We start from the raw sequence: 25,073 nt of genomic DNA, 5'->3' as shown, positions 1-25,073 counted from the left end.
TCCCGAGGTCGCGCGAAGATCGAATGAGCGCACGATACTGGTGACGGAAAAGTCTCGTGCGCGAGCCCCTCGGGCACGGTGAGTTCTGCGGCGAACGTGCGCAATGCCCGTACACGGAGTCATTCATCCGGTGAGGACAGAGGCTGTGGTGGTGCCCGTCCGGCCGACGGGACGCGGACGGGCGGGCCGGATCTCCGGCCCGCCCGTCGGGCGTGGGGGCGTGATCGCGTCAGTGGCCCGCCGGTGAAGCGGTGGCCGCCGGTGAGGCGGTGGGCGCGGGTGCGCCCGTGCCGGCCGGGTGCCCGGGTGGGCCCGCCGCCGGGGCCGGAGCCTCGCCCGGTGCCTGCGGGGCTTCCACGGCCGGTGCCGCCGGGTCGGGCGCGTCTTCCCGGGGCGCCGACGAGGGCTGCGCCGAGGGGGCCGGATCGGGCGCCGCCGGGGCCTCGCCCGGACCGCCCGCCGGGGGCTGTCCCAGTGTGTCCAGCGCCTCCTGCGCCCGGGGGGCGTCCAGCGGCGAGAAACGGGGGTTGGTGCGCAGCGCCTCCTCCAGATGGCGGCGCGCCGGACCGACGTCGTTCAACGCCCGCTGGACCATGCCCAGGTGGTACGCGAACGAGGCGTTCCGCCCGCCCGAGTCCACCGCGCGCTGCGCGTACTCCAGCGCCCCGTCCGAGTCGCCCGAACGCTGGAGCGCCCAGCCCAGCGCGTCGGCCACCTCCGCGCTGTGGTGCCCCCGGTCCCACTCCGCCCGCAGCAGCTCCACCGCCGCGGAGGCGTCGCCGTGCGCCGCCTCGAAACGGCCGAGCAGCAGGGACGCGTCGACCCCCTGCTTCTCCTCCTTCGCGAGCGCCGCGCGCAGCCGGGTGTACTGGTTGACCGAATCGCCGTCCAGCCCCAGCGACTCGTACAACTCGCCCAGCTCCAGCAGGTACTCCGGCCCCGGCGCCGCGCGCAGCGCGGCCTGGTAGTCGCGCTGGGCCTCGTCGGCGCGGCCCAGGGCCGCCAGCGCGCGGGCCCGGCCGGCCAGCGCGGGATGGTGCGAGGCGTCGGTGCGCAGGGCCGCGCCGTACTGGGCGACCGCCTCCTCGGGCTCCCCGCGCTCCCACGCCAGATCGCCCAGCCGGGACAGGCACGCCGCCTTCTCCGCCGGGGTCTTCGCCCGGCCCGCGGCGTCCTGCGCGGTGGCCAGGGCGTCCTCGCGCCAGCCCCGCACCCGGTACATGTCCGCCGTCCGCCCGAGCGCGGGCACGCCCGAGCGCAGCGCCGCGTACTTCTCGGCCGCCTTGGTCGCCGAGGTGTACTCGCCCAGGCCGTTGTAGGCGTCGATCAGTTCCGGATAGACGGTCCACTCCTTGGGCCGCCGGGCCCGGACCGTCTCGCCCCACTTCTTCGCCGTCACGAAGTCGTGGCGGGCGTTGGCCAGCGCGGCCAGGCCCACCCAGGCCGCCTCGTTGCCGTTCTCGCCCGGCTGCACGGACAGCGACCGCTTCAGCGCCTGCTCGGCCCGCGGGAAGGACCCCGGGTCGGCGGCCCGCCGCCCCCACCGCACGTACGCCGTACCGAGCACCGCCCAGGACGCCGCGTCCGAGGGATGCGTCTCCACCCAGGACCGCCGGTCCCCGATCAGGGCCTTCAGATCGGCGAGCGAGGCGGGGGAGCCCGCCGCCGTCGCGCCCATCGCCCGCGCGACCGGTCCCGAGACCGGCGGCGCCCCGTCCCCGTCCTCGTCGGGCACCGCGACCACCGCCCCGGTCACCAGCACCGCCCCCGCCACCACCCCGAACGCCGCCCTGCGCAGCGTGGTGCGCAGCGAGACGGGCGGCGGGTCGGCGAGGTCACCGGGGTCGTGCGGGAGATGCCCCGCGGGGTCGTACGGCGGATCGCTGGTGGCGCGGGCGGAGGGGCCGGGCCCGGGGGCCTTGGGCGGCTGCTGTGGCGTGACGTCCATGCCGATCACTCTGCGTCAGTACGAAGAGCACACCGCGCCTTGCGATGGCCACCGCCGACGGGTTCACACCAATGGGCCCGGATGCCAGTCTTGGATCATGGACGATCTTCTCGAACTGCTGCGCGCGGGCCTGCCGGCCGAAGCCCTGATCACCGACCCGGACGTCACCGCCTCCTACGCCCACGACATGGCGAGCTTCTGCGAGGCCGGCACCCCGGCCGTCGTCGCGCTGCCCCGCACCGTCGAGCAGGTCCAGCACGTCATGCGCACCGCCACGGCGCTGCGCGTCCCCGTCGTCCCCCAGGGCGCCCGCACCGGGCTGTCCGGCGCCGCCAACGCCACGGACGGCTGCATCGTGCTCTCCCTGGTCAAGATGGACCGCATCCTGGAGATCGACACCGTCGACCGCGTCGCCGTCGTCGAGCCGGGCGTCGTCAACGCCGTGCTCTCCCGGGCCGTCGAGGACCGGGGCCTGTACTACCCGCCGGACCCCTCCAGCTGGGAGATGTGCACCATCGGCGGCAACATCGGCACCGCGTCCGGCGGTCTGTGCTGCGTGAAGTACGGGGTCACCGCCGAATACGTCCTCGGGCTCGACGTCGTCCTCGCCGACGGACGCCTCCTCAGCACCGGCCGCCGCACCGCCAAGGGCGTCGCCGGATACGACCTGACCCGGCTCTTCGTCGGCTCCGAGGGGAGCCTGGGCGTCGTCGTGAAGGCCGTGCTCGCGCTCAAGCCGCGACCGCCCCGGCAACTCGTCCTGGCCGCCGAGTTCCCCAGCGCGGCGAGCGCCTGCGACGCCGTCTGCCGGATCATGGAGGACGGCCACACCCCGTCACTCCTCGAACTGATGGACCGCACAACAGTCCAGGCCGTCAACCGCCTGGCGCAGATGGGCCTCCCCGAGACCACCGAGGCGCTGCTGCTCGCCGCCTTCGACACCCCCGACCCCACCGCCGACCTGGCCGCCGTCGCCGCCCTCTGCACCGCCGCCGGGGCCACCGAGGTCGTCCCCGCCGAGGACACCGCCGAGTCCGAACTGCTGCTCCAGGCCCGCCGGATGTCGCTCACCGCCCTGGAGACCGTCAGTTCGGCCACGATGATCGACGACGTCTGCGTCCCGCGCTCGAAGCTCGGCGCCATGCTGGACGGCACCGCGGACATCGCCGCGAAGTACGGCCTCACCATCGGCGTCTGCGCGCACGCGGGCGACGGCAACACCCACCCCGTCGTCTGCTTCGACCACACCGACCCCGACGAGTCCCGGCGCGCCCGCGAGTCCTTCGACGCGATCATGGCGCTCGGCCTGGAACTCGGCGGCACCATCACCGGCGAACACGGCGTGGGCGTCCTCAAGAAGGAGTGGCTGGCCCGCGAACTCGGCGACGTGGCCGTCGAACTGCACCGGGGCATCAAGCACGCCTTCGACCCGCTCGGCCTCCTCAACCCGGGCAAGGTCTTCTGACGCCGCGCGGCCGCCCAGGGACGGACAGGTGCCGAGGGCGGGCTCCGGGGCCACCGGCCCCGGCCGCGCCCCGCCGCCCGCCACCCGTACCCCTCAACCCTCCCCGTCCTGCGACTCGTCCGACGGCCAGGGGTCGCTCATCCACAGGTCGTCGGCGGGCAGCGGGGCGAGGAGCTCGGCCAGCGCGTCGTCGATCCCGAGCCGGCCGGCCTCCGTCCCCGGCGGCACGATCCGCAGCGTCCGCTCCACCCAGGCGGCCACGGCCGCGGACGGCACCTCCAGCAGGGCGTTGCCGTCGGGCGAGGTCAGTGCCACGCAGATGACGCTGCGCCGGTCGATCTTGGTGGGCCAGATCCGCACGTCCCCGTGCCCGCACGGCCGGAACACCCCCTCGACCAGCAGATCGCGGGCGAACGTCCAGTGCACCGGGGCGTCCGAGCCGATGTGGAAGGTGATGTGCACGGCGTACGGGTCCTCGGTCCGGTACGACAGCCGGGCCGGTACGGGGATGCTGCGCTCCGGCGAAAGAACCAGCTTGAGCTCCAGCTCACGTTCCACGACGGTGTTCATCAGGTGCGTCCTTTCGGTGCCTGTGGGCCGGTCCCACGACCGCCCGCACAGGGAGAGAGCGCCCTCCCCGTCATCCATTACGCGACTTCGGGAAAAATATTTCGGGGTGCCCGGAAAGGGGCCCAAACCCCGGGACCCGCCCGGTGGGAGGCGGGTGTCTGGTAGATGTGGACCCTATGTATGAGGACCGGGCGGCCGGTCCAACGCCTCGAAGAGATACGGGACCACGGTGATGAGCGCCCCAACCCCGGCACCCGGTGACGACACCCCCCGCGAGGGGTACTACCCCGACCCGTCCATTCCCGGCTACGTCCGGTACTGGAACGGCGCTTCCTGGGTGCCCGGCACCAGCCGCCCCGCCCCGCGCCAGGGCGAGCCCATGCCCGCCGCCCCCGCCGGTGAGCCGCCCGCCCCGGTTCCCGCTCCCGCGCCCGCGGCGGTCGAGGAGACCGGACCGGTCTTCTTCGACGAGGAGCCGCGGGACAGCCGCCCCGAACCGGCCTCCGCCTGGAAGGCCGACGCCTCCCGGCAGTCCGGCTTCGGCGGCGACCACGACCGCCGGGTCTCCTGGGGCGGCCGCCCCGGCGAGGGACCCGTGGCCCCCGAGGGCATCGCCCCGGCCCCGGCCGACGCCCGCCCGGCGCTCGGCCCGGCCCCCGCCGCCCGCGCCCTCCCCGCCGGCTCCGCGCCCGCGGACGCCGTCCCGGCGGACCGGGCCCCCGTCGATCCCCGGGTGCCCGCCCAGGCCACGCCCCCGGCGGGCGGGCCGCCCGCGGTCCGTGACGGTGCCTCCGGCGACGCGCCCGAGCACACGGTCGCCATCAGGGCCGTGCGTCCGGGCCGCCCCGGCGGCTCGTCCGACGCCCCGAAGCCGCCCGCCGAGGGCACGGTCACGATCCGCGCGCTCGGCCCGCAGACGCCGTCCACCGAGGGGACGATGGCGATCCGGGCGCTCAACCCGCCCGCGGCCCCGGCCGAGACCGCCGCCCCGCAGGCCGCGCCGGCTCCGCAGGCCGCGCCCGCCCCGGCCGGGCAGGACCCCGCGGCGGCCGGTTCCTGGGCGCAGCACGTCAGCCGGCAGGCCCGTCCCGAACCGCCCGCCCCGCAGCAGCCGCACCCCCCGGTGCAGCAGCAGCCCGTGTTCCCGCAGCAGTCGCGGCCGGCCCCGCCCGGGACGGCGCGGCAGCCGCAGTCCGAGCAGCCCGTGGTGCCGTGGAAGCCGCCGGTCGACGACCCGTTCCAGCAGATGGTGGCGGCCCGCGCGGCGGGCCGGCCGGCCGCGCTGGGCAAGCGGTTCGCGGCCCGGCTCATCGACGCGGTGGTGCTCGGCGCGGTCGTCGGCGCCGCCGCCGTGCCGCTCGTGACGCGGGCCGCCGACCACATCGAGACCAAGATCGACGCGGCGAAGCTGAGCGGGGAGACCGTCACCGTCTGGCTGCTGGACTCCACCACCGGGACCCTGGCCGGTGTGCTCCTCGCGGTCTTCCTGGTGGCGGGCTTCCTGCTGGAGGTCCTGCCGACCGCCAAGTGGGGCCGCACGCTCGGCAAGAGGCTCTGCGGGCTCGACGTACGGGACATCGAGTCCCAGGACACTCCGGGCTTCGGCGCGGCGACGCGCCGCTGGCTGGTCTACGGGGTGCTGGGCCTGCTGGTGATCGGCGTGGTGAACGTGGTGTGGTGCGTGTTCGACCGCCCGTGGCGCCAGTGCTGGCACGACAAGGCGGCCCGCACCTTCGTGGCGGGCTGAGTTCCCCGCGCGGACGTCGACATCGGTTCCGGACCGTCCCCCGAACGCACCTGAGCCGTTGCGGGGGAGGGTGTGGCGGGGTGCACTGCCCCCATGAGCAACGATCAGCCGACGTCCGGTCAGCCGCCCGAGGAGGACCCGTTCCTCAAGAAGCCCCATGACCCTCCGCCGTCGTCGGGCTCGCCCTACGACAGCGCGCCGCCCCCGCCGCCGTACGATCCCGGCCAGGGCGGCGGTCCGTACGGCGGGGCGGATCCGCTGGCGGGCATGCCGCCGCTGGCCGAACCCGGCAAGCGGATCCTGGCCCGGCTGATCGACTTCCTGATCATCTCGATCCCGCTGTACCTGATCTCGCTGCCCTGGGGCGGTGCGGTGGAGGTCTCGGACGGCAACGGCAACGACGACGTGAGCGACGTCTTCGCCCAGACGTACAGCGGCCACCAGTTGCTCTGGTCGCTGATCGGGCTGGTGGTCTACGTCGCGTACGACACGTACTTCACCCACAAGGACGGCCGCACCGTGGGCAAGCGGCTGCTGAAGATGCGGGTGGCGATGCTCAACGACGGCCGGGTGCCGGACACCGGGAGCGCCTTCCTGCGGGCCGTGGTGCTGTGGCTGCCGGCGCTGATGTGCTGCCCGTGCCTGTGGTGGCTCATCAACATCGTGCTGATGTTCACGGACAAGCCGTACAAGCAGGGGCTCCAGGACAAGGCGGCCAAGACCGTGGTGGTGGTCACCACCTGACGGGGTGCCCGGCCGCGCGACGGCCGGCCGGGCCCGTCGGGGTCAGTGCCGGAGCGAGTGCTCGCCCACGCGGGGGGCGGCGGCGCGGGCGGCCGGGATCGTGCTCTGCACGTCGGGGCCGGCGGCGGGGTGGACCGGCACGGTGAGGGGGCTGCTTGCCGCGTTCCCCGTGCGTCCACGCGTCCGGAGGGGTACGGTGACGGCCACCAGAAGGCCGAGCGCGAGCGCGGCCGTACCGATGAGGGCGATGCCGGTGCCCGAAGTGGCCCCGGACAGCAGCAGCATGGCGAGGGTCGTGAAGACGACGGTCGCCGAACCGAATAAGAGCTGTGCGGCAGTCGGTCGCGGCATGGCGGTATCCGTCCTCGGGACGTCGGATGGGCGGTCGCTCGACACGGTTTCGCTGTCTAGGACTCTACGACGGTGCATGCCCGAGCGGAACACTTAGTAAGCGTGACCTAACCCACGGTACCGGTGCACGGGGGGCGCATGGAGTCATATCATGCGCCGATTGAGGGGCAGGGCGCGCCGGTTGAAAGGGCGAAGCCGTCCGGATACCGGAAATGATCTCCTGCATAGTGCACTTGGTCTGTTCAAGTCAAGGTCTGTCTTTTCTTCTGTAACTCCGGTCGAATAGCGTCACTTGTGACGCGTATCCGCGCGCGGCCCCTACACACCTCCAGGCCGCAGCCGCGGGCGCCGGGGAGGACTGCATCACGTGATCATTAAGAGACGGGCGCTTCGCACCGGAGCGGTTGTCGTGGCCATGGCCGCGACCGCCGCCACCGCGTCGGCCTTCGCCACCGCGCAGGCGGATGACCAGGCGTCAAGTGCCCCCACCGCCATCGACCGCCGTGACCCGGGGTCGGCCAAGGGCAACGCGCACGACCTGGCGGGCCCGTTCAGCAAGCAGCAGGACGCTCAGCGTCAGGCCGCCCTGGAGCAGGTCCTGGACGGCGACAAGAAGGCGTCCAAGCGCGGCGCCTCCCAGGTCGTCAAGCTCGACGACAAGAAGTACGTCGAACTCGGCCGTGAGAAGACCGACAAGATCTTCACCGTCCTGGTGGAGTTCGGCGACCAGGTCGACAACACGACCATGTTCGACCCGGACGGCGAGGGCCCCAAGCCGCCGGTCAAGAAGTACGGCGGCACGCCCGGACCGGCGCACAACACGATAGCCAAGCCGGACCCCAAGAAGGACAACAGCACCGCCTGGCAGGCCGATTACAACCAGGCCCACTTCCAGGAGCTGTACTTCGGCACGGGGGCCGGCACCAACTCGCTCAAGACGTACTACGAGAAGACGTCCTCCGGGCGCTACTCGGTCGACGGCGAGGTCTCCGACTGGGTCAAGGTCCCGTACAACGAGGCGCGCTACGGCTCGAACTACTGCGGTTCGACCAACTGCGCCAACGCCTGGGACATGATCCGTGACGGCGTCAACGCCTGGGCCGCGGACCAGAAGGCCAAGGGCCGTACGCCGGAGCAGATCAAGACCGATCTGGCCCAGTACGACCAGTGGGACCGCTACGACTACGACAACGACGGCGACTTCAACGAGCCCGACGGCTACATCGATCACTTCCAGATCGTGCACGCCGGCGAGGACGAGTCGGCGGGCGGCGGTGCCGAGGGCACCAACGCCATCTGGGCGCACCGCTGGTACGCCTACGGCACCAACGTGGGCGCGACCGGCCCGGAGCAGAACAAGGCCGGCGGCACCCAGATCGGTGACACCGGCATGTGGGTCGGCGACTACACCGCGCAGCCCGAGAACGGCGGACTGGGCGTCTTCGCCCACGAGTACGCCCACGACCTCGGTCTGCCGGACCTGTACGACACGACCAACACCGCCGAGAACTCGGTCGGTTTCTGGTCGCTGATGTCGGCGGGCTCCTGGCTCGGCACGGGCAAGGGCAGCATCGGCGACATGCCGGGCGACATGACCGCCTGGGACAAGCTCCAGCTGGGCTGGCTCGACTACGCCGAGGCCAAGGCCGCGACGCGCTCGACCCACAAGCTGGGCGTGTCCGAGTACAACACCAAGGACAAGCAGGCGCTCGTCGTCACGCTGCCCGACAAGGCCGTCACCACCGCTGTCACGACGCCCGCCGAGGGCGCCAAGCAGTGGTGGAGCGACATGGGTGACAACCTGAACAACACCCTGTCGCGCTCGGTCGACCTGACCGGCAAGGCCAAGGCCACGCTCGACCTCGCCGGCTGGTGGGACATCGAGAAGGACTACGACTACCTCTACACCGAGGTGTCGGACAACGGCGGCACCAGCTGGACCGCGATCGACGGCACCGCCGACGGCAAGGCCCTCCCGCGCGACGCCAGTGACAAGCCGGCCCTGACCGACGTGTCCGGGAAGTACCAGAAGCTGTCGTTCCCGCTCGACGCCTACGCGGGCAAGAAGATCGACATCCGCTTCCGCTACACCACCGACGGCGGCGCGGGCGGTGTGGGCTTCGCGGCCGACACCATCTCGGTCACCGCGGACGGCGCGGCGCTGTTCTCGGACAACGCCGAGGGCGACGACAACGGCTGGACCGCGAAGGGCTTCTCGCGCGTCGGTGCCTCCTTCACCAAGGACTACCCGCAGCGCTACATCGCGGAGAACCGCCAGTACGTCTCGTACGACCAGACCCTCAAGGTCGGCCCGTACAACTTCGGCTTCTCCAACACCCGTCCGGACTGGGTCGAGCACTACCCGTACCAGAACGGCCTGATGATCTGGCTGTGGGACGGCTCGCAGAAGGACAACAACGTCTCGGTCCACCCGGGCCAGGGCCTGATCCTGCCGATCGACGCGCACGCCAAGCCGCTGAAGTGGGCGGACGGCTCGGTCATCCGCAACAAGATCCAGCCCTTCGACGCTCCGTTCAGCTGGTACCCCACCGACGGCTTCACGCTGCACAACGGTGACGTGGCCACGAAGATCCGGCCGCAGCTCGGCGTCCCGGTCTTCGACGACCACAAGGGCACCTACTGGTACAAGGAGAACAAGACCGGAAGCGTGCAGGTCGCTGACACCAACACCCGGATCGCGATCCTCAGTGAGCCGCTCGACGGCTCGCAGATGATCGTCCAGGTGGGACCCTCGCACAAGTAATCCGGTAAAACCGCAGGTCACACCATGATCGGCCGTCGCCCCCTAGCGGGCGGCGGCCGATCGTGTTTAGGTGCCTCTTGTCCAACTTCTTATTGACACGATGTCTCACGGGGGAGCGCGGAGCATGGCAGGCGGAGGATTCAGCAAGTTGCCGAACGGCAGTGTGGTCGTCGCGATCACCCTGCCCAGACCGGCGGGCGGCGGCGGACCGGACACCCCGGTCCGCGTCCTGGTGCACGCGGCCAACCGGGCCCGCGCCCTGACCCGGCTGCGCAATCTGGGGCTGCGCGCCGTCTATCTCCGCGGCAACGCCGAGCCGCCCACCCCGGACGAGATCACCGCCGTCCTGCACCACCCCGACGGGCTCCTGTGGCGCGCGAGACCCGAGCGGGCCCAGGAGCTCTGGCACCCGATACGGGCCCTGCTGCGGCCCGCCGTACCGGCCGGGCAGGGCTGAGGGGCCGCTCGCGCCGCGCGCGAGGGCCCCGGACACCCCGGAGGCGGGCTCAGACCACCGGCTTGCCGGTGAGCACCACGCCCGCCTCCCGCAGCTCGGCCAGCGCCCGGTCCGTCGTCGCCTCGGCGACCCCGGCCGTCAGCTCCAGCAGCACATGCGTGCCGAAGCCCTCGCGGACGGCGTCCAGCGCGGTCGCCCGCACACAGTGGTCGGTCGCGATGCCGACCACGTCGACCTCGGTGACCTCGTGCGCGCGCAGCCACTGGGCCAGCCCCACACCGTTCTCGTCCAGGCCCTCGAAACCGCTGTACGCGGCGGCGTGGGCGCCCTTGTCGAAGACGGCGTCGATCGCCCCGGAGGCGACCGCGGGGGCGAAATTGGGGTGGAAGCCCACCCCCTCCGTACCGGCGACGCAGTGCGCCGGCCAGGAGTGCTCGAAGTCCGGAGAGGCCGAGAAGTGGTCGCCCGGGTCGATGTGGTGGTCACGGGTGGCCACCACGTGCCGGTAACCGGGCTGGGCCTCGCCGATGAGGTCGGTGATGGCGGCGGCGACATCGGCGCCCCCCGCCACCGCGAGGCTCCCGCCCTCGCAGAAGTCGTTCTGGACGTCCACGACGATCAAGGCGCGGTGCATGACGGGTGTCCTTCGGTGGGGGAGGGGAGGGGGCGGCGGTGACAGGGGGTGGTTTCGAGCCTAGGGACTCCGGTACGGGTTCGGGAGGGGAACGCCCCGCTCCGCCCGTTCGAAGGGCCCGGCGGTAGGTACCGCCGGCCCCTCCTACACGTACTCCGTGGGGATCACGGGCTCGCCGCGCGACAGCTGCATCGCCGACATCGGCAGCCCGGCGCGGGCCGCGATGTGCCGCTCGCGCGCCGCGTCCAGCGGCTCGCGGGCGACCGCCTCGCCGCCCCGGACCAGCTCCGTCAGCAGCTGCCGGCCGGCCAGCTCCGCGGGGACCGGACCGGTGCCGATCACCTCGGCCTCGGCCACCCCGTCCGCGTCCAGCCGGCGCGCCGCCCACTTGCGCCCGCCCTTGGAGGACTTCGCGCCCAGCGACTTCTTCGCCACCGGGAGCAGCTCGTCGGCCGGATCGGCCGAGCCCGCGCGGGCCACCAGCTTGTAGACCATGGAGCAGGTGGGGTGCCCGCTGCCGGTGACCAGCTGCGTGCCCACCCCGTACGCGTCCACCGGGGCGGCGGCCAGCGAGGCGATGGCGTACTCGTCCAGGTCCGAGGTCACCACGATCTTCGTCTCCGTCGCCCCCAGCTCGTCCAGCTGCTGGCGGACCCGGTGGGCGACCAGCAACAGGTCCCCGGAGTCGATGCGGACGGCGCCCAGCTCCGGCCCCGCCACCTCGACCGCCGTGCGGACCGCGGCGGCCACGTCGTAGGTGTCGACCAGGAGCGTGGTGCCCCGGCCCAGCGAGTCCACCTGCGCCCGGAACGCGTCGCGCTCGGAGTCGTGCAGCAGGGTGAAGGCGTGGGCGCTCGTCCCGACCGTCGGGATGTTGTAGCGGAAGCCCGCGGCCAGGTCGGAGGTGGTGTCGAAGCCCCCGACGTACGCGGCGCGCGCCGAGGCCACCGCCGACAGCTCATGGGTGCGCCGGGCCCCCATCTCGATCAGACCGCGCCCGCCGGCCGCCGCCGACATGCGCGAGGCCGCCGCGGCGATCGCCGAGTCGTGGTTGAGGATGGAGAGGATCACCGTCTCCAGCAGCACGCACTCGGCGAAGGAGCCCTCGACGCGCAGGATCGGCGAGCCGGGGAAGTAGACCTCGCCCTCCGGGTAGCCCCAGATGTCGCCGCCGAAGCGGTAGTCGGCGAGATAGGCGAGCGTCGGCCCGTCGACGATGTCCTGGTCGCGCAGGAAGCCGAGCATCTCGTCGTCGAAGTGGAAGTTCTCCACGGCGTCCAGCACCCGGCCGATGCCCGCGACGACGCCGTAGCGCCGCCCCTCGGGCAGCCGGCGGGTGAACGCCTCGAAGACCGAGCGCCGGCCGGCGGTGCCGGCCTTGAGCGCGGCCTGCACCATCGTGAGTTCGTACTGGTCCGTGAAGAGCGCGGTCGACGGCACACCGACCCGTCGCCCGAGGTCCGCTGAGTTCATGCCGGGGATGCTACCCCTATTTCGTCAAAGTGACGAGATGGGGGTGCGGGACCCGGCGCGGCGCGGGGCCGTTTGTGCGCCGGGCCCCCCGGAGTGGCAGCATGGGTGGAGTGAGTGTCGCCCCCGCAGAGATCGAACGTCCCGAGTCGGCCGAGGAGAACCTCGTCGTCCCCGAGCCCGACGTCCCCTGGGTGACGCTGGTCCACAACGACCCGGTCAACCTCATGAGCTACGTGACGTACGTCTTCCAGGCCTACTTCGGCTACTCCAAGGACAAGGCGCACAAGCTGATGCTGGACGTCCACCAGAAGGGCCGCGCCGTCGTCTCCAGCGGCAGCCGCGAGGAGATGGAGCGCGACGTCCAGGCCATGCACGGCTACGGGCTGTGGGCCACGCTCACCCAGGACCGCAACTGACCCTCCGCACCGCCCCGTCCGACCCGCCCGACCACCATCGGAGTCAACCCATGGCCGGCCACTTCGAGGCCACCCCCGGCGGCGGCGCGGCCGTCGCGCTCGACGAGGTGGAGATCGCGATCCTGCGCTCCCTCGCCGTCCAGCTGCTGGAGCTCATCGGCCCCGGCGACGCGCCCGCCGACGGCGAGGACCCGCTCGCCGCGCTCTTCGCCGAGGGACCCAGCGAGCCGCCCTCCGACCCCGCCCTCGCCCGCCTCTTCCCCGAGGCCTACGGCGACGAGGACAGCGAACTGCGCGCGGCCTCCGCCGAGTTCCGCCGCTTCACCGAGAACGACCTGCGCACCCGCAAGCGCGACGACGCCCTCGCGGTGGTCCGTTCGCTGGACGCGCTGACCCCGGACGGGGACGGAGGGGCCGTCCTCACCCTCGACGCCGAAGGCTGCCGGCAGTGGCTGGGCTCCCTCAACGACCTCCGGCTCACCATCGGCACCCGGCTGGAGGTCTCCGACGAGGACGACGGCCAGGAGGGCTCCCTCTACCGGCTGCCGGACAGCGATCCGCGCAAGCCCATGGTGATGGCCTACCTCTGGCTCGGTGGCCTCCAGGAGACCCTCATCGAGACGCTGATGCCGTAGGGCTGCCTCTTCGGGCTCCCATGCACGCCGACCGCGTTCCCGCAAGCCGGAACGCGGTCCTCTCACCTGATAAGTCACTCTTCCCGCAACCGGGCCTTTTATCCGCCTTTTTCCGTGCCGCGCGCTCCATACTGCTCGCCGCAATCATGGAGAAAGGCGGGTACGCCCATGACATCGGCGCAGATCGACGACCAGGGCCCGGACGGTCCGCACCCCGCGTCCGCCCCGGACACCGCCGCGCCCGCCGAGGGCTACCGCAGAGCCCTCGGCGCCCGCCAGATCCAGATGATCGCCATCGGCGGAGCCATCGGCACCGGACTCTTCCTCGGCGCGGGCAAGGCCATCGCCAAGGCCGGACCCAGCCTCGTCCTGGCCTACGCCGTGGCCGGTCTGGTGATCTTCCTCATCATGCGGGCCCTGGGCGAACTCCTCATGTACCGCCCGGTCTCGGGCTCCTTCTCCGAGTACGCCCGCGAATTCGTCGGCCCCTTCGCGGGATTCGTCACCGGCTGGACCTACTGGCTCTTCTGGGTCGTCACCGGGATCACCGAAGTCACCGCCGCCGCCCAGTACATGACCTTCTGGTTCGCGCTCCCGCAATGGGTCTCCGCGCTCGCCTTCACCGTCCTGCTCTACGGCGCGAACCTCATCTCCGTCAAAGTCTTCGGAGAGCTCGAATTCTGGTTCTCCATGGTCAAGGTCACCGCCATCGTCGGCATGATCCTCATCTGCGCCGGCATCCTGACCCTCGGCTTCTCCGACGCCGGCGACACCGCCTCCCTCGGCCACCTCTGGGCCGACGGCGGATTCTTCCCGCACGGCGTCAAGGGCACCCTGATGACGCTCCAGATCGTCATGTTCGCCTTCCTCGCCGTCGAACTCGTCGGCGTCACCGCGGGCGAGGCCGAGAACCCGGCGACCGTCCTGCCCAGGGCCATCAACACCGTGCCGTGGCGCATCGCCGTCTTCTACGTCGGCGCCCTGGTCATGATCCTGTCCGTGGTGCCCTGGACGGAGTTCTCCCCGGACGTCTCCCCGTTCGTCGAGGCCTTCGAGAGGATGGGCCTCGGCCTCGGCGCCGGCATCGTCAACTTCGTCGTGCTGACCGCCGCGCTCTCCTCCTGCAACTCCGGCATGTACTCCACCGGCCGCATGCTCCGCGACCTCGCGCTCAACGGACAGGGCCCCGCCCTCTTCATCCGGCTGACCCCGGGCGGCACCCCCCTCATCGGCACCACCTTCTCCGCCGCCCTGATGCTCGTCGGCGTCTGGATCAACTACCAGTGGCCCGGCGACGCCTTCACCTACGTCGTCTCCTTCGCCACCATCTCCGGCATGTGGGCCTGGATCATGATCCTGGTCAGCCAGCTCCGCTACCGCCGCCTCGCCGACCGCGGCCTCCTGCCGGCCTCCCCGTTCCGGACCCCCGGCGCCCCGTACACCAGCGTCCTCGCCCTCGCCTTCATCGGCGTCGTGATCGTCATGATGGGCATCGACGAGGACACCAGGATCTCGCTCTACTGCGCCCCGCTCTGGGCCCTGCTCCTCGGCGTCTCCTACCTGGTCCTCCGGGCCCGCGACCCGCGCGGCAAGGCCTTCACCGGCCGCTGAGACACCCTCGTCCCACCATGCGGGCGCCCGCGTACCACGCCTCGGTACGCGGGCGCCCGTCTCCTATCCTGGGCGCCATGCTGACCATCACCCAGGCGCTGTACGACCAGATCGTCGCGCACTCCCGCGCCGACCACCCCGACGAGGCGTGCGGCGTGGTCGCCGGGCCCGCCGGGACCGGCCGCCCCGAGCGCTTCATCCCGATGCTCAACGCCGCCCGCTCGCCCACGTTCTACGAGTTCGACTCCTCCGACCTCCTCAAGCTCTACCGCGAGATGGACGACCGCGACGAGGAACCCGTGATCGTCTACCACTCGCACACGGCGACCGAGGCCTACCCCTCGCGCACCGACGTCACCTACGCCAACGAGCCGGGCGCCCACTACGTCCTCGTCTCCACCGCCGACACCGACGACGCCGGACCCTTCCAGTTCCGCTCCTACCGCATCGTGGACGGCGAGATCACCGAGGAGGAGGTCCGGGTCGTCGACGCCCACCCCGCGTCCTGACCCCCGGCACCACCCCCTCCGCAGACCCCGGACAGGGCCGCCCACGGCGGCCCTGTCCACCTGTCGAACACCAGACATCCACCAGGTGAGATCACATTCCGAATCCGGCACCGGGAATCGATACGATGAGCGCATGGTTCTCCCTGACGTGAGCGACAAGACGCCGGGCATGCTGCTCGTGGCGCGCCTGCACGTCGACCTGTGCCGACTCGCGAGCGCGATCTGTACGTACGACCGGACCGCCGGCCGCGAGGGCTGAGCAGGCCGGGACACGGCCCCGCCCACCGGGCGCCGTCCTTCACGCACCGACCCCCGCGCGGGGGCAGAGCCGCGCGCCCACGCCACCTCTCCGCTTCGACAGGAGCCCATGCCATGGCCATCGAGGTCCGCATCCCGACCATCCTCCGCACCTACACCGACGGCGCGAAGGCCGTCGAAGGCACCGGGGACACCCTCGCCGAGCTCTTCACCGACCTGGAGAGCCGCCACACCGGCATCCGGGAGCGCATCGTCGACGGCGAACAGCTCCGCCGCTTCGTCAACGTCTACCTCAACGACGAGGACGTCCGCTTCCTCGACGGCATCTCCACCAAGCTCAGCGACGGCGACAGCGTCACGATCCTCCCGGCCGTCGCCGGCGGCATGAACTGATGCGCTATGACAGCCCGCTCGCCGCAGTGGGCAACACCCCGCTCGTCCGCCTGCCGCGGCTGTCACCGTCGGACGACGTCCGCATCTGGGCCAAGCTGGAGGACCGCAACCCCACCGGCTCGATCAAGGACCGCCCGGCGCTCCACATGGTGGAGCAGGCCGAGAAGGACGGCCGGCTCACCCCCGGCTGCACCATCCTCGAACCCACCAGCGGCAACACCGGCATCTCGCTCGCCATGGCGGCCAAGCTCAAGGGCTACCGCATCGTCTGCGTGATGCCGGAGAACACCTCCCAGGAGCGCCGCGACCTGCTCGCCATGTGGGGCGCCGAGATCATCTCCTCCCCGGCCGCCGGCGGCTCCAACACCGCCGTCCGCGTCGCCAAGGAGCTGGCCGCCGAGCATCCGGACTGGGTCATGCTCTACCAGTACGGCAACCCGGACAACGCGGGCGCGCACTACGCCACCACCGGTCCGGAGATCCTCGCCGACCTCCCGTCCGTCACCCACTTCGTCGCCGGGCTCGGCACCACCGGCACCCTGATGGGCGTCGGCCGCTATCTGCGCGAACGCGTCGACGGCATTCAGATCGTCGCCGCCGAGCCGCGCTACGACGACCTGGTCTACGGCCTGCGCAACCTCGACGAGGGCTTCGTCCCCGAGCTGTACGACGCCTCCGTCCTCACCACCCGCTTCTCGGTGGGCTCCGCGGACGCCGTCACCCGCACCCGCGAACTGCTCCAGCAGGAGGGCATCTTCGCCGGCGTCTCCACCGGCGCCGCGCTGCACGCCGCCATCGGCGTCGGGAAGAAGGCGGTCAAGGCCGGCGAGTCGGCCGACATCGTCTTCGTCGTCGCCGACGGCGGATGGAAGTACCTCTCGACGGGCGTCTACACCGCGCCCACGACGGAGGCCGCCATCGAAACGCTCCACGGCCAGCTCTGGGCCTGAGCCGAGCACACCCCCGGACGCCGGGGGCCCGCGACCGACACGGTCCGGGCCCCCGGCGTCCGCCGTTCCGCGCCCCGGCGCACGGCGGGCTTCCATCGAACCGGTGACAGCACAGGTGAGTTCCCCCACAACGGCACGCCCCGAAGGAGCGACGGGGTGCCGCGCGCCTTACGCTCGACGAACCCGTTCCACGCACGAACCCTCCCGTTCCCACGTTTCGGAGGTTCACGCTCCATGAAGCTCACCGTCGTCGGCTGCTCCGGCTCGTTCCCTTCCACGGGATCGGCATGTTCGAGCTACCTCGTAGAGGCCGACGGCTTCAGGCTGCTCCTCGACATGGGCAACGGCGCCCTGGGCGAGCTGCAGCGCCATGTCGGTCTGTACGACCTCGACGCCATCTTCCTCAGCCATCTGCACGCCGACCACTGCATCGACATGTGCGCGTACTTCGTCGTCCGCTACTACCCGAACAGTGGTACGCGGCCGTCGCGCATCCCGGTGTACGGCCCCGAGGGCACGGAGGCGCGGCTGACCACCGCACACGCCGACACCCCCTCCGAGCACGCGATGGGCGAGGTCTTCGACTTCCACACGCTCAAGCCCGGCTCGTTCGACATCGGCCCCTTCTCGGTGCGTACGGAGAAGCTCTGCCACCCCGTGGACACCTTCGGGATCCGCGTCGAGCACGGCGGCCGCTCGCTCACGTACTCCGGCGACACCGGACCCTGCGAGGCGCTGGACGAGCTGGCGGAGGGGGCCGATCTCTTCCTCTGCGAGGCATCGTTCCTGCACGGCAAGGAGGACATCCCCGACCTCCATCTGAACGGCCGCCAGGCCGGTGAGCTGGCCGCCCGCGCGGAGGTGGGCCGGCTGGTGCTCACCCACATCCCGCCGTGGACCGACGCCGACCGGAATCTGGCCGATGCCCGCGAGGTGTTCGACGGCCCGTCGGAGCTGGCGGTCCCGGGCGCGGTCTACGAGATCTGAGCACGTCCCCTTCTCCGCCCGCACGACGAAGCCCTCACCTGCCGCCGGGCAGGTGAGGGCTTCGGTCTGTCGGGGGACCGGCCGGGGGCTTACGCCTTGGTCAGGTCCTCGATCTCCTCCTCGGGCTCGCGGCCCGGGGTGGTGAGGTTGAACTTGATGATCGCGAAGCGGAACGTCACGTAGTAGATGACTCCGAAGACCAGACCGATCGGGATGATCATCCAGGGCTTCGTGGCGTGGGTCCAGTTCAGGGCGTAGTCGATGAACCCGGCCGAGAAGTTGAAGCCCGCGTGGACGCCCAGGCCCCAGGTGACGGCCATCGAGACGGCGGTCAGCACCGCGTGCAGGACGTACAGGACCGGCGCGATGAACATGAACGAGAACTCGATCGGCTCGGTCACACCGGTGACGAACGAGGTCAGGGCCAGGGAGACCATCATGCCCATCACGGCCTTGCGGCGCTCGGGGCGGGCGCAGTGCGCCATGGCGATCGCGGCGGCCGGCAGGCCGAACATCATGATCGGGAAGAAGCCGGACTGGAACATGCCGGCGCTCGGGTCACCGGCCAGGAAGCGGGTGATGTCACCGTGGACGACCTCGCCGGCCGAGTTGGTGAAGTCACCGAGCTGGAACCAGGCGACCGTGTTCACGAACTGGTGCATGCCGATCGGGATCAGCGCGCGGTTGACGCCACCGAACAGGGCGGCGCCGCCGGAGCCGAGGCCGGTCATCCACTCACCGAAGTTGGAGATGCCGTCACCGATCGGCTCCCAGACGAGGCCGAAGAAGACACCGACGACGACGCCGACGAAGGCCATGATGATCGGGACGAGCCGGCGGCCGTTGAAGAAGCCGAGCCAGTCGACCAGCTTGGTGCGGTGGAACTTCTGCCACAGGACCGCGGAGAGCAGACCCATGATGATGCCGCCGAGCACGCCGGGATCGTTGTACGTGGCCGCGGTGTCCGCGCCCTTCTGGATCACCGCCTCGGTGACCGGGAAGGCCTGCAGGACCTTGCTGTAGACGAGGAAACCGACGAGCGCGGCGAGCGCCGTCGAGCCGTCGGCCTTCTTGGCGAAGCCGATGGCCACGCCTATGCAGAACAGGATCGGCAGGCTGCCGGTGATGGCACCGCCCGCGTTGCCGAAGACGGCGGCGACCTTGTCCCAGCCGAGACCGTCCTTGCCGAAGATGTCGTCCTGGCCCAGCCGCACCATGATGCCGGCTGCGGGCAGCACGGCGATGGGCAGCTGCAGGCTGCGACCCACCTTCTGCAGGCCCTGGAACAGGCCGGAGCCCCGCTTCTTCGCGGGGGCCGCCGTAGCGGTGGCCGTACTCATCAACTTCCTCCAGTAGACAAGGCGCCGCCGGGGACAGGGTGTTTGGGGTGGGCGACGACCTGGAAGACGCGAGGCGCAGGCATCGCGTGGTCTGGACCACTGAGTGGTGTAGACCAGTTGTAGCACGGTGAGGGTTAGATAAGGAACCTGCAATTTCCGACTACTTCGCAGTAGCCATCGTCCACGCACAGTGACATGCCGAAGGCCCCCGGACCGCAGGGTCCGGGGGCCTTGGCGAGACGGGGTGAACACCCCGTGGAACAGCTACTTCGTGAGGTTCTTCTCGATCTCCTCCTCCAGTTCGTCGGGCTCGCGGCCCGGCGTCTGGAGATTGAATTTGGTGATCGCGAACCGGAAGATCGCGTAATAGACGACCGCGAAGGCCAGACCGATCGGGATGATCAGCCATGGTTTCGTCGCCAGACTCCAGTTGATGACGTAGTCGATCAGACCGGCCGAGAAGCTGAAGCCGTCCTTCACCCCGATCGCCCAGGTGACCGCCATGGAGACACCGGTGAGCACCGCGTGGATCGCGTACAGCAGGGGTGCCACGAACAGGAACGAGTACTCGATGGGCTCCGTGATTCCCGTCACGAACGAGGTCAGGCCGACCGAGACCATCATGCCGCCGACCGCCTTGCGGCGATGCGGTTTCGCGCAGTGGTAGATCGCCAGCGCCGCCGCCGGCAGCGCGAACATCATGATCGGGAAGAAGCCCGAGGTGAACTGGCCGGCCGTGGGGTCCCCGGCCAGGAAGCGGTTGATGTCACCGTGGACGACCGTCCCGTCCGGCTTGGTGTAGTCGCCGAACTGGAACCAGACGAAGGTGTTCAGGAACTGGTGCATGCCGATCACCAGCAGGGCGCGGTTGGCGATACCGAAGATGCCCGAGCCGAGCCAGTTCAGGTCCACCAGCCACTTCGAGAAGCTGGTCAGACCGTCACCGATGGGCTGCCACACCCAGGCGCAGAGCCCGGCGAAGAGCAGGCCCACGAAGGCCATGATGATCGGGACGAGCCGGCGGCCGTTGAAGAATCCGAGCCAGTCCACCAGCTTCACCCGGTGGTACCGCTGCCAGAACCACGCCGCCATCAGACCCATGACGATGCCGCCGAAGACCCCGGGGTTCTGGTACGCCGCCGGGGTCACCGTCGCGTCGCCCGCCACACACGTACCGAACCAGACGCCGCCCGACACGAAGGTCGAGCCCTTGTCGCAGTCCACCGGGAAGGCGTGCAGCACCGCGTAGTAGACGAGGAATCCGGCCACGGCCGCCAGGGCCGTCGAGCCGTCCGCCTTCTTCGCCATGCCGATCGCGACACCGACGCAGAACAGCAGCGGCAGACCGAGCCCGGAGTCGAGCAGCGCGCCGCCCGCCGCCGCGAAGACCTTGGCGATGTTGTTCCAGCCGAGGCCGTCGTCGCCGAACACGTCCGGCTGGCCGAGCCGGTTGAGGATGCCGGCCGCCGGCAGCACGGCGATCGGCAGCTGAAGACTGCGGCCCATCTTCTGGAGACCCTGGAAGAAGCTGTTCCACCAGGTCTTCTGAGGGATCGCTGCGCTGCTCGCGCTCATCGGCGTCCTCCCGGATCGGGCCATATTTGGCGGTTGTCGCAGACTGGTGTAGACCAGTTGCGGTACGGTGCGGAGCCCGCCCGGAAGACAGGGCGCCGGTGATCGTCAGCATGGGTGACGGTGCGGCTACTCGCTCGCGAAGTTGGGCCAACCGTGCGTTACCGTGACGAAACGGACCCATGGTGGGCCGTCGCATGTTCGTGAAAACCCAGGGAGAAGGCCATGGCCAGCAAGGCTGAGAAGATCGTCGCCGGGCTCGGCGGAATCGAGAACATCGAAGAGGTCGAGGGCTGCATCACGCGCCTGCGCACCGAGGTCATCGACCCGAGCAAGGTCGACGAAGCCGCGCTCAAGGCCGCCGGCGCCCACGGCGTCGTCAAGATGGGCACCGCCGTCCAGGTCGTCATCGGCACCGACGCCGACCCCATCGCCGCCGACATCGAAGACATGATGTGACCCACCGCTGAACCCCGCCGAGCCCACCGGCCGGCACCCCCGCAGGCCCCTCCCACCCGGACGGGGCCTGCGGCGTCCCACCCCTACCCGCACCCCCGCCGCACCGGCCGGGACACCGCCGCACACCCGATAGGGTCGACGCCATGTCTCGTATCGACGGCCGCACCCCCGAACAGCTCCGCCCCGTCACCATCGAACGCGGATGGAGCAAGCACGCCGAAGGATCCGTCCTCGTCTCCTTCGGCGACACCAAGGTCCTCTGCACCGCCTCCGTCACCGAGGGCGTCCCGCGCTGGCGCAAGGGCAGCGGCGAGGGCTGGGTCACCGCCGAATACTCCATGCTCCCCCGCTCCACCAACACCCGCGGCGACCGCGAATCCGTCCGCGGCAAGATCGGCGGCCGCACCCACGAGATCAGCCGCCTCATCGGCCGCTCCCTGCGCGCCGTCATCGACTACAAGGCCCTCGGCGAGAACACCGTCGTCCTCGACTGCGACGTCCTCCAGGCCGACGGCGGCACCCGCACCGCCGCCATCACCGGCGCCTACGTCGCCCTCGCCGACGCCATCGCCTGGGCCCAGGGCAAGAAGATCATCAAGGCCGGCCGCAAGCCCCTCACCGGCACCGTCGCCGCCGTCAGCGTCGGCATCGTCGACGGCACCCCCCTCCTCGACCTCTGCTACGAGGAGGACGTCCGCGCCGAGACCGACATGAACGTCGTCTGCACCGGCGACGGCCGCTTCGTCGAGATCCAGGGCACCGCCGAGGCCGAACCCTTCGACCGCGACGAACTCAACGCTCTCCTCGACCTCGCCACCGCCGGCTGCGCCGACCTCGCCGCCCTCCAGAGCGACGCCCTCGCCCGCACCCTCGGCGCGTAACGAAGCAACCAAGTCCCCCCGCACGGCGTCGATACGCATACGGGCGCACGGAGTCGAAACCGTGCGCCCGTCCGCGTATCCGCACCCGGGGAGGGACCCACCATGGCCGTACGCCACCGACGTCACCGCCGCACCGCACTGGCCCTCGCCGCCGCACTCCTCGCCGCCACCACCGCGGCCGGCTGCGGCGCCCTCGACAAGACCCTCGACTGCGTCCGCACCGCCGACGCCATCGCCACCAGCGTCGACAACCTCCAACAGGCCGTCGCCAACGCCTCCAGCGACCCCACCCAGGCCTCCGAATCCCTCGACGAGATCGAGAAGGAGATCGACAACCTCGGCGACACCACCGACAACGCCGACCTCGGCAAGGCCGTCGACGACCTCGGCACCGGCATCGGCAACGTCCGCGACGCCATCGACAAGGGCGACAACACCCCCGACATCACCCCCGTCACCGACGCCGCCGCCGAGATCGGCAAGGTCTGCACCCCCTGACGACCCCGGCCGCGCCACCCCGCCGCCCGCCACTCAACGGGCGGCGGACAGCCCCTCCCAGAACACACAGTGGTGACCCGCCGCGAAATCGGTCCGCCCCACCGCCCCCGACGCCAGCCGCTGCACATAACCGTCACCGCCCGAGAACGGCTCCCACCGCGGCAGCCCCGCACCGTTCACCCGACCCGTCGCTGCGAACCGGCTCCAGTACCCGACCACCGTGTCCGACAGCCCCGACTGCGCCGCGTCCAACGGCTCGAACAGCCCGTTCTCGAAGAGATACGCCAGATCGACCATGTGCCCCGTCCCCAACGGGAAACTCGCCGGCCGCGGCACCCCCCGGAAATACGGAGCCGACTCCTCCGCGAACTCGTACGCGTACACCGACGTGCGACGCGCCAGCGCCCGCTGCGTCCGCAGCGCCGCCACCGACCACTCCGCGTCCGTCAGCACCGCCGACCACGCCGCCCCCGGCGCCGCGTACCGCCCCACCGGATACTCCGCCAGCACCGCCGGGGCATCCGCCCCGAACCGCCTCCGCACCTGCTCCTCGTACCCCTCCGCGGTCATCGGACGCCCCGTCATGATCTCGTCGAGACCCGCAAGCCCGCTCATCTCGTCCCGCGTCGAACCGTGCAGCACCGGCACCCGCGCGAACCGCCCCGCCGCGATCGCCTCCGCCGGCGACTCCGGCAGCACCTCACCGTCCACCACCGGCCGGAACCCGTCGTGCCCCGCCACCGACGCCCCCACCAGCTCCTCCGTGGACCTGCCCCGCAGACACGCCTCCACCGCCCCCGGCCCACCGCACCCCGACGCCTCCACGACCGCCTTCCCCGTCTCCTCCGCCTGCTCCCGAGTGAACGAACCGTCCGGCCCCACACACCCCGCGCTCTGCACGATCGCCCTGTCGAACAGCCCCCGCGCCCCCGGCGACACCAACTGCGCACACACGCTGTACCCACCGCCCGACTGCCCCATGAGCGTCACATTCCGGGGATCACCGCCGAAGGCACCCGCGTTCCGCGCCACCCACCGCAACGCCGCCTGCTGGTCCAGCAGCCCCAGATCGGCCGAAGCGTCCAGCCCCGGAGCCGACAGGAAACCGAACACCCCCAGCCGGTAGTTCACCGTCACCACCACCGCACCCTGCCGCGCCGCCGCCAGCTTCGCCGCGCCGTAGCTCGCGCCGTCCCCGTACGTGAAGCTCCCGCCGTGGATCCACACGATCACCGGCAACGGCCGCACCGGCCGCCGCGCCGGGGTCGTGACGTTCAGATACAGACAGTCCTCGCCGCCCCCGCCCGCGATCGCGATCGGCTGGTCCGTCGGCTGCGCACACGCGCCGCGCGGGGCGCGGGCGTCCAGCGTCGCCGACCAGGGCCGCACCGGCTGCGGCTTCTTCCACCGGCGCTCGCCGGTGGGCGGGGCCGCGTACGGAATCCCCTGGAACGTCCGCACCGCACCGGCGGCCGAGCCGAGGACCGGCCCCTCCCCGGTGACCACCCGGACCGGCGCGGCGGCGGCCGGACCGGCCGGCCGCGCGACGGCGGGCCCGGCCGCCAGGGCGGTGGCGGTCAGCGCCGCGGCGGCGGCGGAGGCGGCGAGAGCGGCGATACGTGACGAGATGACGGACATCGGGACTCCCCGGAAGCGACGTGATCGGTTCGACGCGTCAACGCTAGCCAGGAATTGGGCAGTTGTGCAATACGCTTGTTCAAGGCGATCGCCTCATGCGTTCATTTCATGCGCTCGTCTCAGGCGATCGCCTGGCACGTCCGCACACCCCTTGCTACGATCCGCGCCATGGGAACCGGAAACCGGGAAAAACTGCTGGAAGCCGCCAGGCAGTGCCTCTTCGAGAAGGGGTACGAACGCACCACGGTCCGCGACCTCGCCACCGCGGCGGGCGTCAGCATGGCCGCCATCGGCTACCACTTCGGATCCAAGGAAGCCCTGCTCAACCAGGCACTCTTCGAAGCCCTCGACACCGGCGACCGGGCCTTCGGACCACCCGCCGAAAGCGACGACCCGGCCGCGCTCTGGCACCGCCTCATCGAGGCCTTCTCCGCCAACAAGACCTTCTGGCTCGCCAACCTGGAGACCGTCCTGCGCGCCCAGCGCGACCCCGCACTCCGCGAACAGATGGCCGCCGGCCTGCGTCAGGGCCGCAGCGGCATGGCCCGCGAGATCACCGGAACCCCCGAGGCCGAACTCTCCGAGGACACCGTCCGCACCCTCGGATCCGTCCAACTCGCCCTGGTCAGCGGCCTGATGATGCAGCACCTCACCGACCCGGACTCCGCCCCCACCGCCGACGAGGTCCTCGCGGGCATCCGCGCCCTCGCCGCCCGCCTCCCCGAGGAGCCCTGAGGCGCGGCCCGTGCTCCCGGCGCGGCGATAATCGAGCC

General features: G+C 71.2%; 25 protein-coding genes. 17 read left to right on the top strand and 8 right to left on the bottom strand.

The annotated features are described in order from the left end of the window. Positions 1 to 229: 229 nt before the first annotated feature. A complete protein-coding gene (locus ACZ4FH_RS09445) occupies positions 230 to 1,948 on the bottom strand; it encodes a tetratricopeptide repeat protein (protein WP_467303488.1) in 1,719 nt (572 codons plus the stop codon). A gap of 97 nt (positions 1,949 to 2,045) precedes the next feature. Here ACZ4FH_RS09445 and ACZ4FH_RS09440 point away from each other — a divergent pair, with 97 nt between their 5' ends. Next, positions 2,046 to 3,413 carry an FAD-binding oxidoreductase gene (locus ACZ4FH_RS09440; protein WP_467303486.1) on the top strand — a complete coding sequence of 456 codons (1,368 nt, stop codon included), beginning with the start codon at positions 2,046 to 2,048 and terminating at the stop codon, positions 3,411 to 3,413. A 93-nt stretch (positions 3,414 to 3,506) separates the two neighbouring features. Here the strand turns inward: ACZ4FH_RS09440 and ACZ4FH_RS09435 are convergent, their stop codons facing one another. Next, entirely contained in the window at positions 3,507 to 3,983 is a 477-nt protein-coding gene (locus ACZ4FH_RS09435) for an SsgA family sporulation/cell division regulator (RefSeq protein ID WP_383640819.1), read from the bottom strand. 232 nt (positions 3,984 to 4,215) lie between these two features. On the opposite strand from ACZ4FH_RS09435, the gene ACZ4FH_RS09430 reads away from it, so the two are divergent. After that, complete coding sequence (locus ACZ4FH_RS09430; RefSeq protein WP_467303485.1) at positions 4,216 to 5,730, top strand: RDD family protein; 1,515 nt, start codon at positions 4,216 to 4,218, stop codon at positions 5,728 to 5,730. A 93-nt stretch (positions 5,731 to 5,823) separates the two neighbouring features. Further along, complete coding sequence (locus tag ACZ4FH_RS09425) at positions 5,824 to 6,474, top strand: RDD family protein (RefSeq protein WP_383640815.1); 651 nt, start codon at positions 5,824 to 5,826, stop codon at positions 6,472 to 6,474. Positions 6,475 to 6,516: 42 nt separating this feature from the next. Here the strand turns inward: ACZ4FH_RS09425 and ACZ4FH_RS09420 are convergent, their stop codons facing one another. Continuing rightward, positions 6,517 to 6,825 carry a hypothetical protein gene (locus ACZ4FH_RS09420; protein WP_467303484.1) on the bottom strand — a complete coding sequence of 103 codons (309 nt, stop codon included), beginning with the start codon at positions 6,823 to 6,825 and terminating at the stop codon, positions 6,517 to 6,519. Between the two features lie 367 nt (positions 6,826 to 7,192). Between ACZ4FH_RS09420 and ACZ4FH_RS09415 the strand changes: the two genes are divergently transcribed. Both ACZ4FH_RS09415 and ACZ4FH_RS09410 read left to right on the top strand, forming a co-directional pair. Continuing rightward, positions 7,193 to 9,589 carry an immune inhibitor A domain-containing protein gene (locus ACZ4FH_RS09415; RefSeq protein ID WP_467303483.1) on the top strand — a complete coding sequence of 799 codons (2,397 nt, stop codon included), beginning with the start codon at positions 7,193 to 7,195 and terminating at the stop codon, positions 9,587 to 9,589. A gap of 124 nt (positions 9,590 to 9,713) precedes the next feature. Further along, the gene (locus ACZ4FH_RS09410; protein ID WP_467303482.1) at positions 9,714 to 10,046 is read left to right on the top strand and encodes a hypothetical protein; all 333 of its coding nucleotides are present in this window, start codon (positions 9,714 to 9,716) and stop codon (positions 10,044 to 10,046) included. A gap of 49 nt (positions 10,047 to 10,095) precedes the next feature. Here ACZ4FH_RS09410 and ACZ4FH_RS09405 read toward each other — a convergent pair whose 3' ends face one another. Together ACZ4FH_RS09405 and ACZ4FH_RS09400 are read right to left on the bottom strand one after the other, a co-directional pair. Next, entirely contained in the window at positions 10,096 to 10,680 is a 585-nt protein-coding gene (locus ACZ4FH_RS09405; protein WP_383640804.1) for an isochorismatase family protein, read from the bottom strand. Positions 10,681 to 10,824: 144 nt separating this feature from the next. Further along, entirely contained in the window at positions 10,825 to 12,153 is a 1,329-nt protein-coding gene (locus tag ACZ4FH_RS09400; RefSeq protein ID WP_467303481.1) for a nicotinate phosphoribosyltransferase, read from the bottom strand. A 101-nt stretch (positions 12,154 to 12,254) separates the two neighbouring features. Here ACZ4FH_RS09400 and clpS point away from each other — a divergent pair, with 101 nt between their 5' ends. The 8 genes from clpS (at position 12,255) to ACZ4FH_RS09360 (ending at position 17,912) form a co-directional block, all read left to right on the top strand. Next, on the top strand, positions 12,255 to 12,569 hold the full coding sequence (gene clpS / locus ACZ4FH_RS09395) for an ATP-dependent Clp protease adapter ClpS (RefSeq protein WP_383640798.1): 315 nt from the start codon (positions 12,255 to 12,257) through the stop codon (positions 12,567 to 12,569). Between the two features lie 50 nt (positions 12,570 to 12,619). Then, positions 12,620 to 13,204: a DUF2017 domain-containing protein gene (locus ACZ4FH_RS09390; RefSeq protein ID WP_467303480.1), complete on the top strand. Its 585-nt coding sequence runs from the start codon at positions 12,620 to 12,622 to the stop codon at positions 13,202 to 13,204. Between the two features lie 168 nt (positions 13,205 to 13,372). Further along, the gene (locus ACZ4FH_RS09385) at positions 13,373 to 14,815 is read left to right on the top strand and encodes an amino acid permease (protein ID WP_467303478.1); all 1,443 of its coding nucleotides are present in this window, start codon (positions 13,373 to 13,375) and stop codon (positions 14,813 to 14,815) included. A gap of 77 nt (positions 14,816 to 14,892) precedes the next feature. Further along, complete coding sequence (locus tag ACZ4FH_RS09380) at positions 14,893 to 15,324, top strand: M67 family metallopeptidase (RefSeq protein WP_467303477.1); 432 nt, start codon at positions 14,893 to 14,895, stop codon at positions 15,322 to 15,324. Between the two features lie 133 nt (positions 15,325 to 15,457). Continuing rightward, positions 15,458 to 15,583 (top strand): putative leader peptide, encoded by a 126-nt coding sequence (locus tag ACZ4FH_RS09375; RefSeq protein ID WP_383640787.1) that lies wholly within the window; start codon positions 15,458 to 15,460, stop codon positions 15,581 to 15,583. A gap of 113 nt (positions 15,584 to 15,696) precedes the next feature. Beyond that, positions 15,697 to 15,975, top strand: a complete 279-nt coding sequence (locus tag ACZ4FH_RS09370; RefSeq protein ID WP_385107684.1) for a MoaD/ThiS family protein — start codon at positions 15,697 to 15,699, stop codon at positions 15,973 to 15,975. Then, on the top strand, positions 15,975 to 16,925 hold the full coding sequence (locus tag ACZ4FH_RS09365) for a PLP-dependent cysteine synthase family protein (RefSeq protein ID WP_383640781.1): 951 nt from the start codon (positions 15,975 to 15,977) through the stop codon (positions 16,923 to 16,925). The genes ACZ4FH_RS09370 and ACZ4FH_RS09365 overlap by 1 nt, the downstream gene beginning before the upstream one ends. A gap of 234 nt (positions 16,926 to 17,159) precedes the next feature. Further along, positions 17,160 to 17,912 carry an MBL fold metallo-hydrolase gene (locus ACZ4FH_RS09360; protein WP_383640777.1) on the top strand — a complete coding sequence of 251 codons (753 nt, stop codon included), beginning with the start codon at positions 17,160 to 17,162 and terminating at the stop codon, positions 17,910 to 17,912. Positions 17,913 to 18,001: 89 nt separating this feature from the next. On the opposite strand, the gene ACZ4FH_RS09355 is transcribed toward ACZ4FH_RS09360, so the two are convergent. Next, positions 18,002 to 19,252, bottom strand: a complete 1,251-nt coding sequence (locus ACZ4FH_RS09355; RefSeq protein ID WP_385107688.1) for a PTS transporter subunit EIIC — start codon at positions 19,250 to 19,252, stop codon at positions 18,002 to 18,004. 264 nt (positions 19,253 to 19,516) lie between these two features. Beyond that, a complete protein-coding gene (locus ACZ4FH_RS09350; RefSeq protein ID WP_467303474.1) occupies positions 19,517 to 20,827 on the bottom strand; it encodes a PTS transporter subunit EIIC in 1,311 nt (436 codons plus the stop codon). Between the two features lie 222 nt (positions 20,828 to 21,049). Between ACZ4FH_RS09350 and ACZ4FH_RS09345 the strand changes: the two genes are divergently transcribed. The 3 genes from ACZ4FH_RS09345 to ACZ4FH_RS09335 all read left to right on the top strand — a co-directional run bounded on the left by ACZ4FH_RS09345 (position 21,050) and on the right by ACZ4FH_RS09335 (position 22,662). Continuing rightward, positions 21,050 to 21,283, top strand: coding sequence for a PTS sugar transporter subunit IIB (locus ACZ4FH_RS09345; RefSeq protein WP_053729485.1), 234 nt, complete (start codon positions 21,050 to 21,052; stop codon positions 21,281 to 21,283). A 143-nt stretch (positions 21,284 to 21,426) separates the two neighbouring features. Continuing rightward, on the top strand, positions 21,427 to 22,164 hold the full coding sequence (gene rph / locus ACZ4FH_RS09340) for a ribonuclease PH (protein ID WP_467303471.1): 738 nt from the start codon (positions 21,427 to 21,429) through the stop codon (positions 22,162 to 22,164). A gap of 102 nt (positions 22,165 to 22,266) precedes the next feature. Continuing rightward, entirely contained in the window at positions 22,267 to 22,662 is a 396-nt protein-coding gene (locus ACZ4FH_RS09335) for a hypothetical protein (RefSeq protein WP_467303470.1), read from the top strand. Between the two features lie 33 nt (positions 22,663 to 22,695). On the opposite strand, the gene ACZ4FH_RS09330 is transcribed toward ACZ4FH_RS09335, so the two are convergent. After that, a complete protein-coding gene (locus ACZ4FH_RS09330; RefSeq protein ID WP_467303469.1) occupies positions 22,696 to 24,300 on the bottom strand; it encodes a carboxylesterase/lipase family protein in 1,605 nt (534 codons plus the stop codon). Between the two features lie 168 nt (positions 24,301 to 24,468). Between ACZ4FH_RS09330 and ACZ4FH_RS09325 the strand changes: the two genes are divergently transcribed. Next, positions 24,469 to 25,035 (top strand): TetR/AcrR family transcriptional regulator, encoded by a 567-nt coding sequence (locus tag ACZ4FH_RS09325; protein WP_383640760.1) that lies wholly within the window; start codon positions 24,469 to 24,471, stop codon positions 25,033 to 25,035. Positions 25,036 to 25,073 lie beyond the last annotated feature (38 nt).

This window comes from Streptomyces sp. NPDC024555, from assembly GCF_055559335.1.
This window is presented reverse-complemented; position numbering and strand designations above follow the sequence as displayed.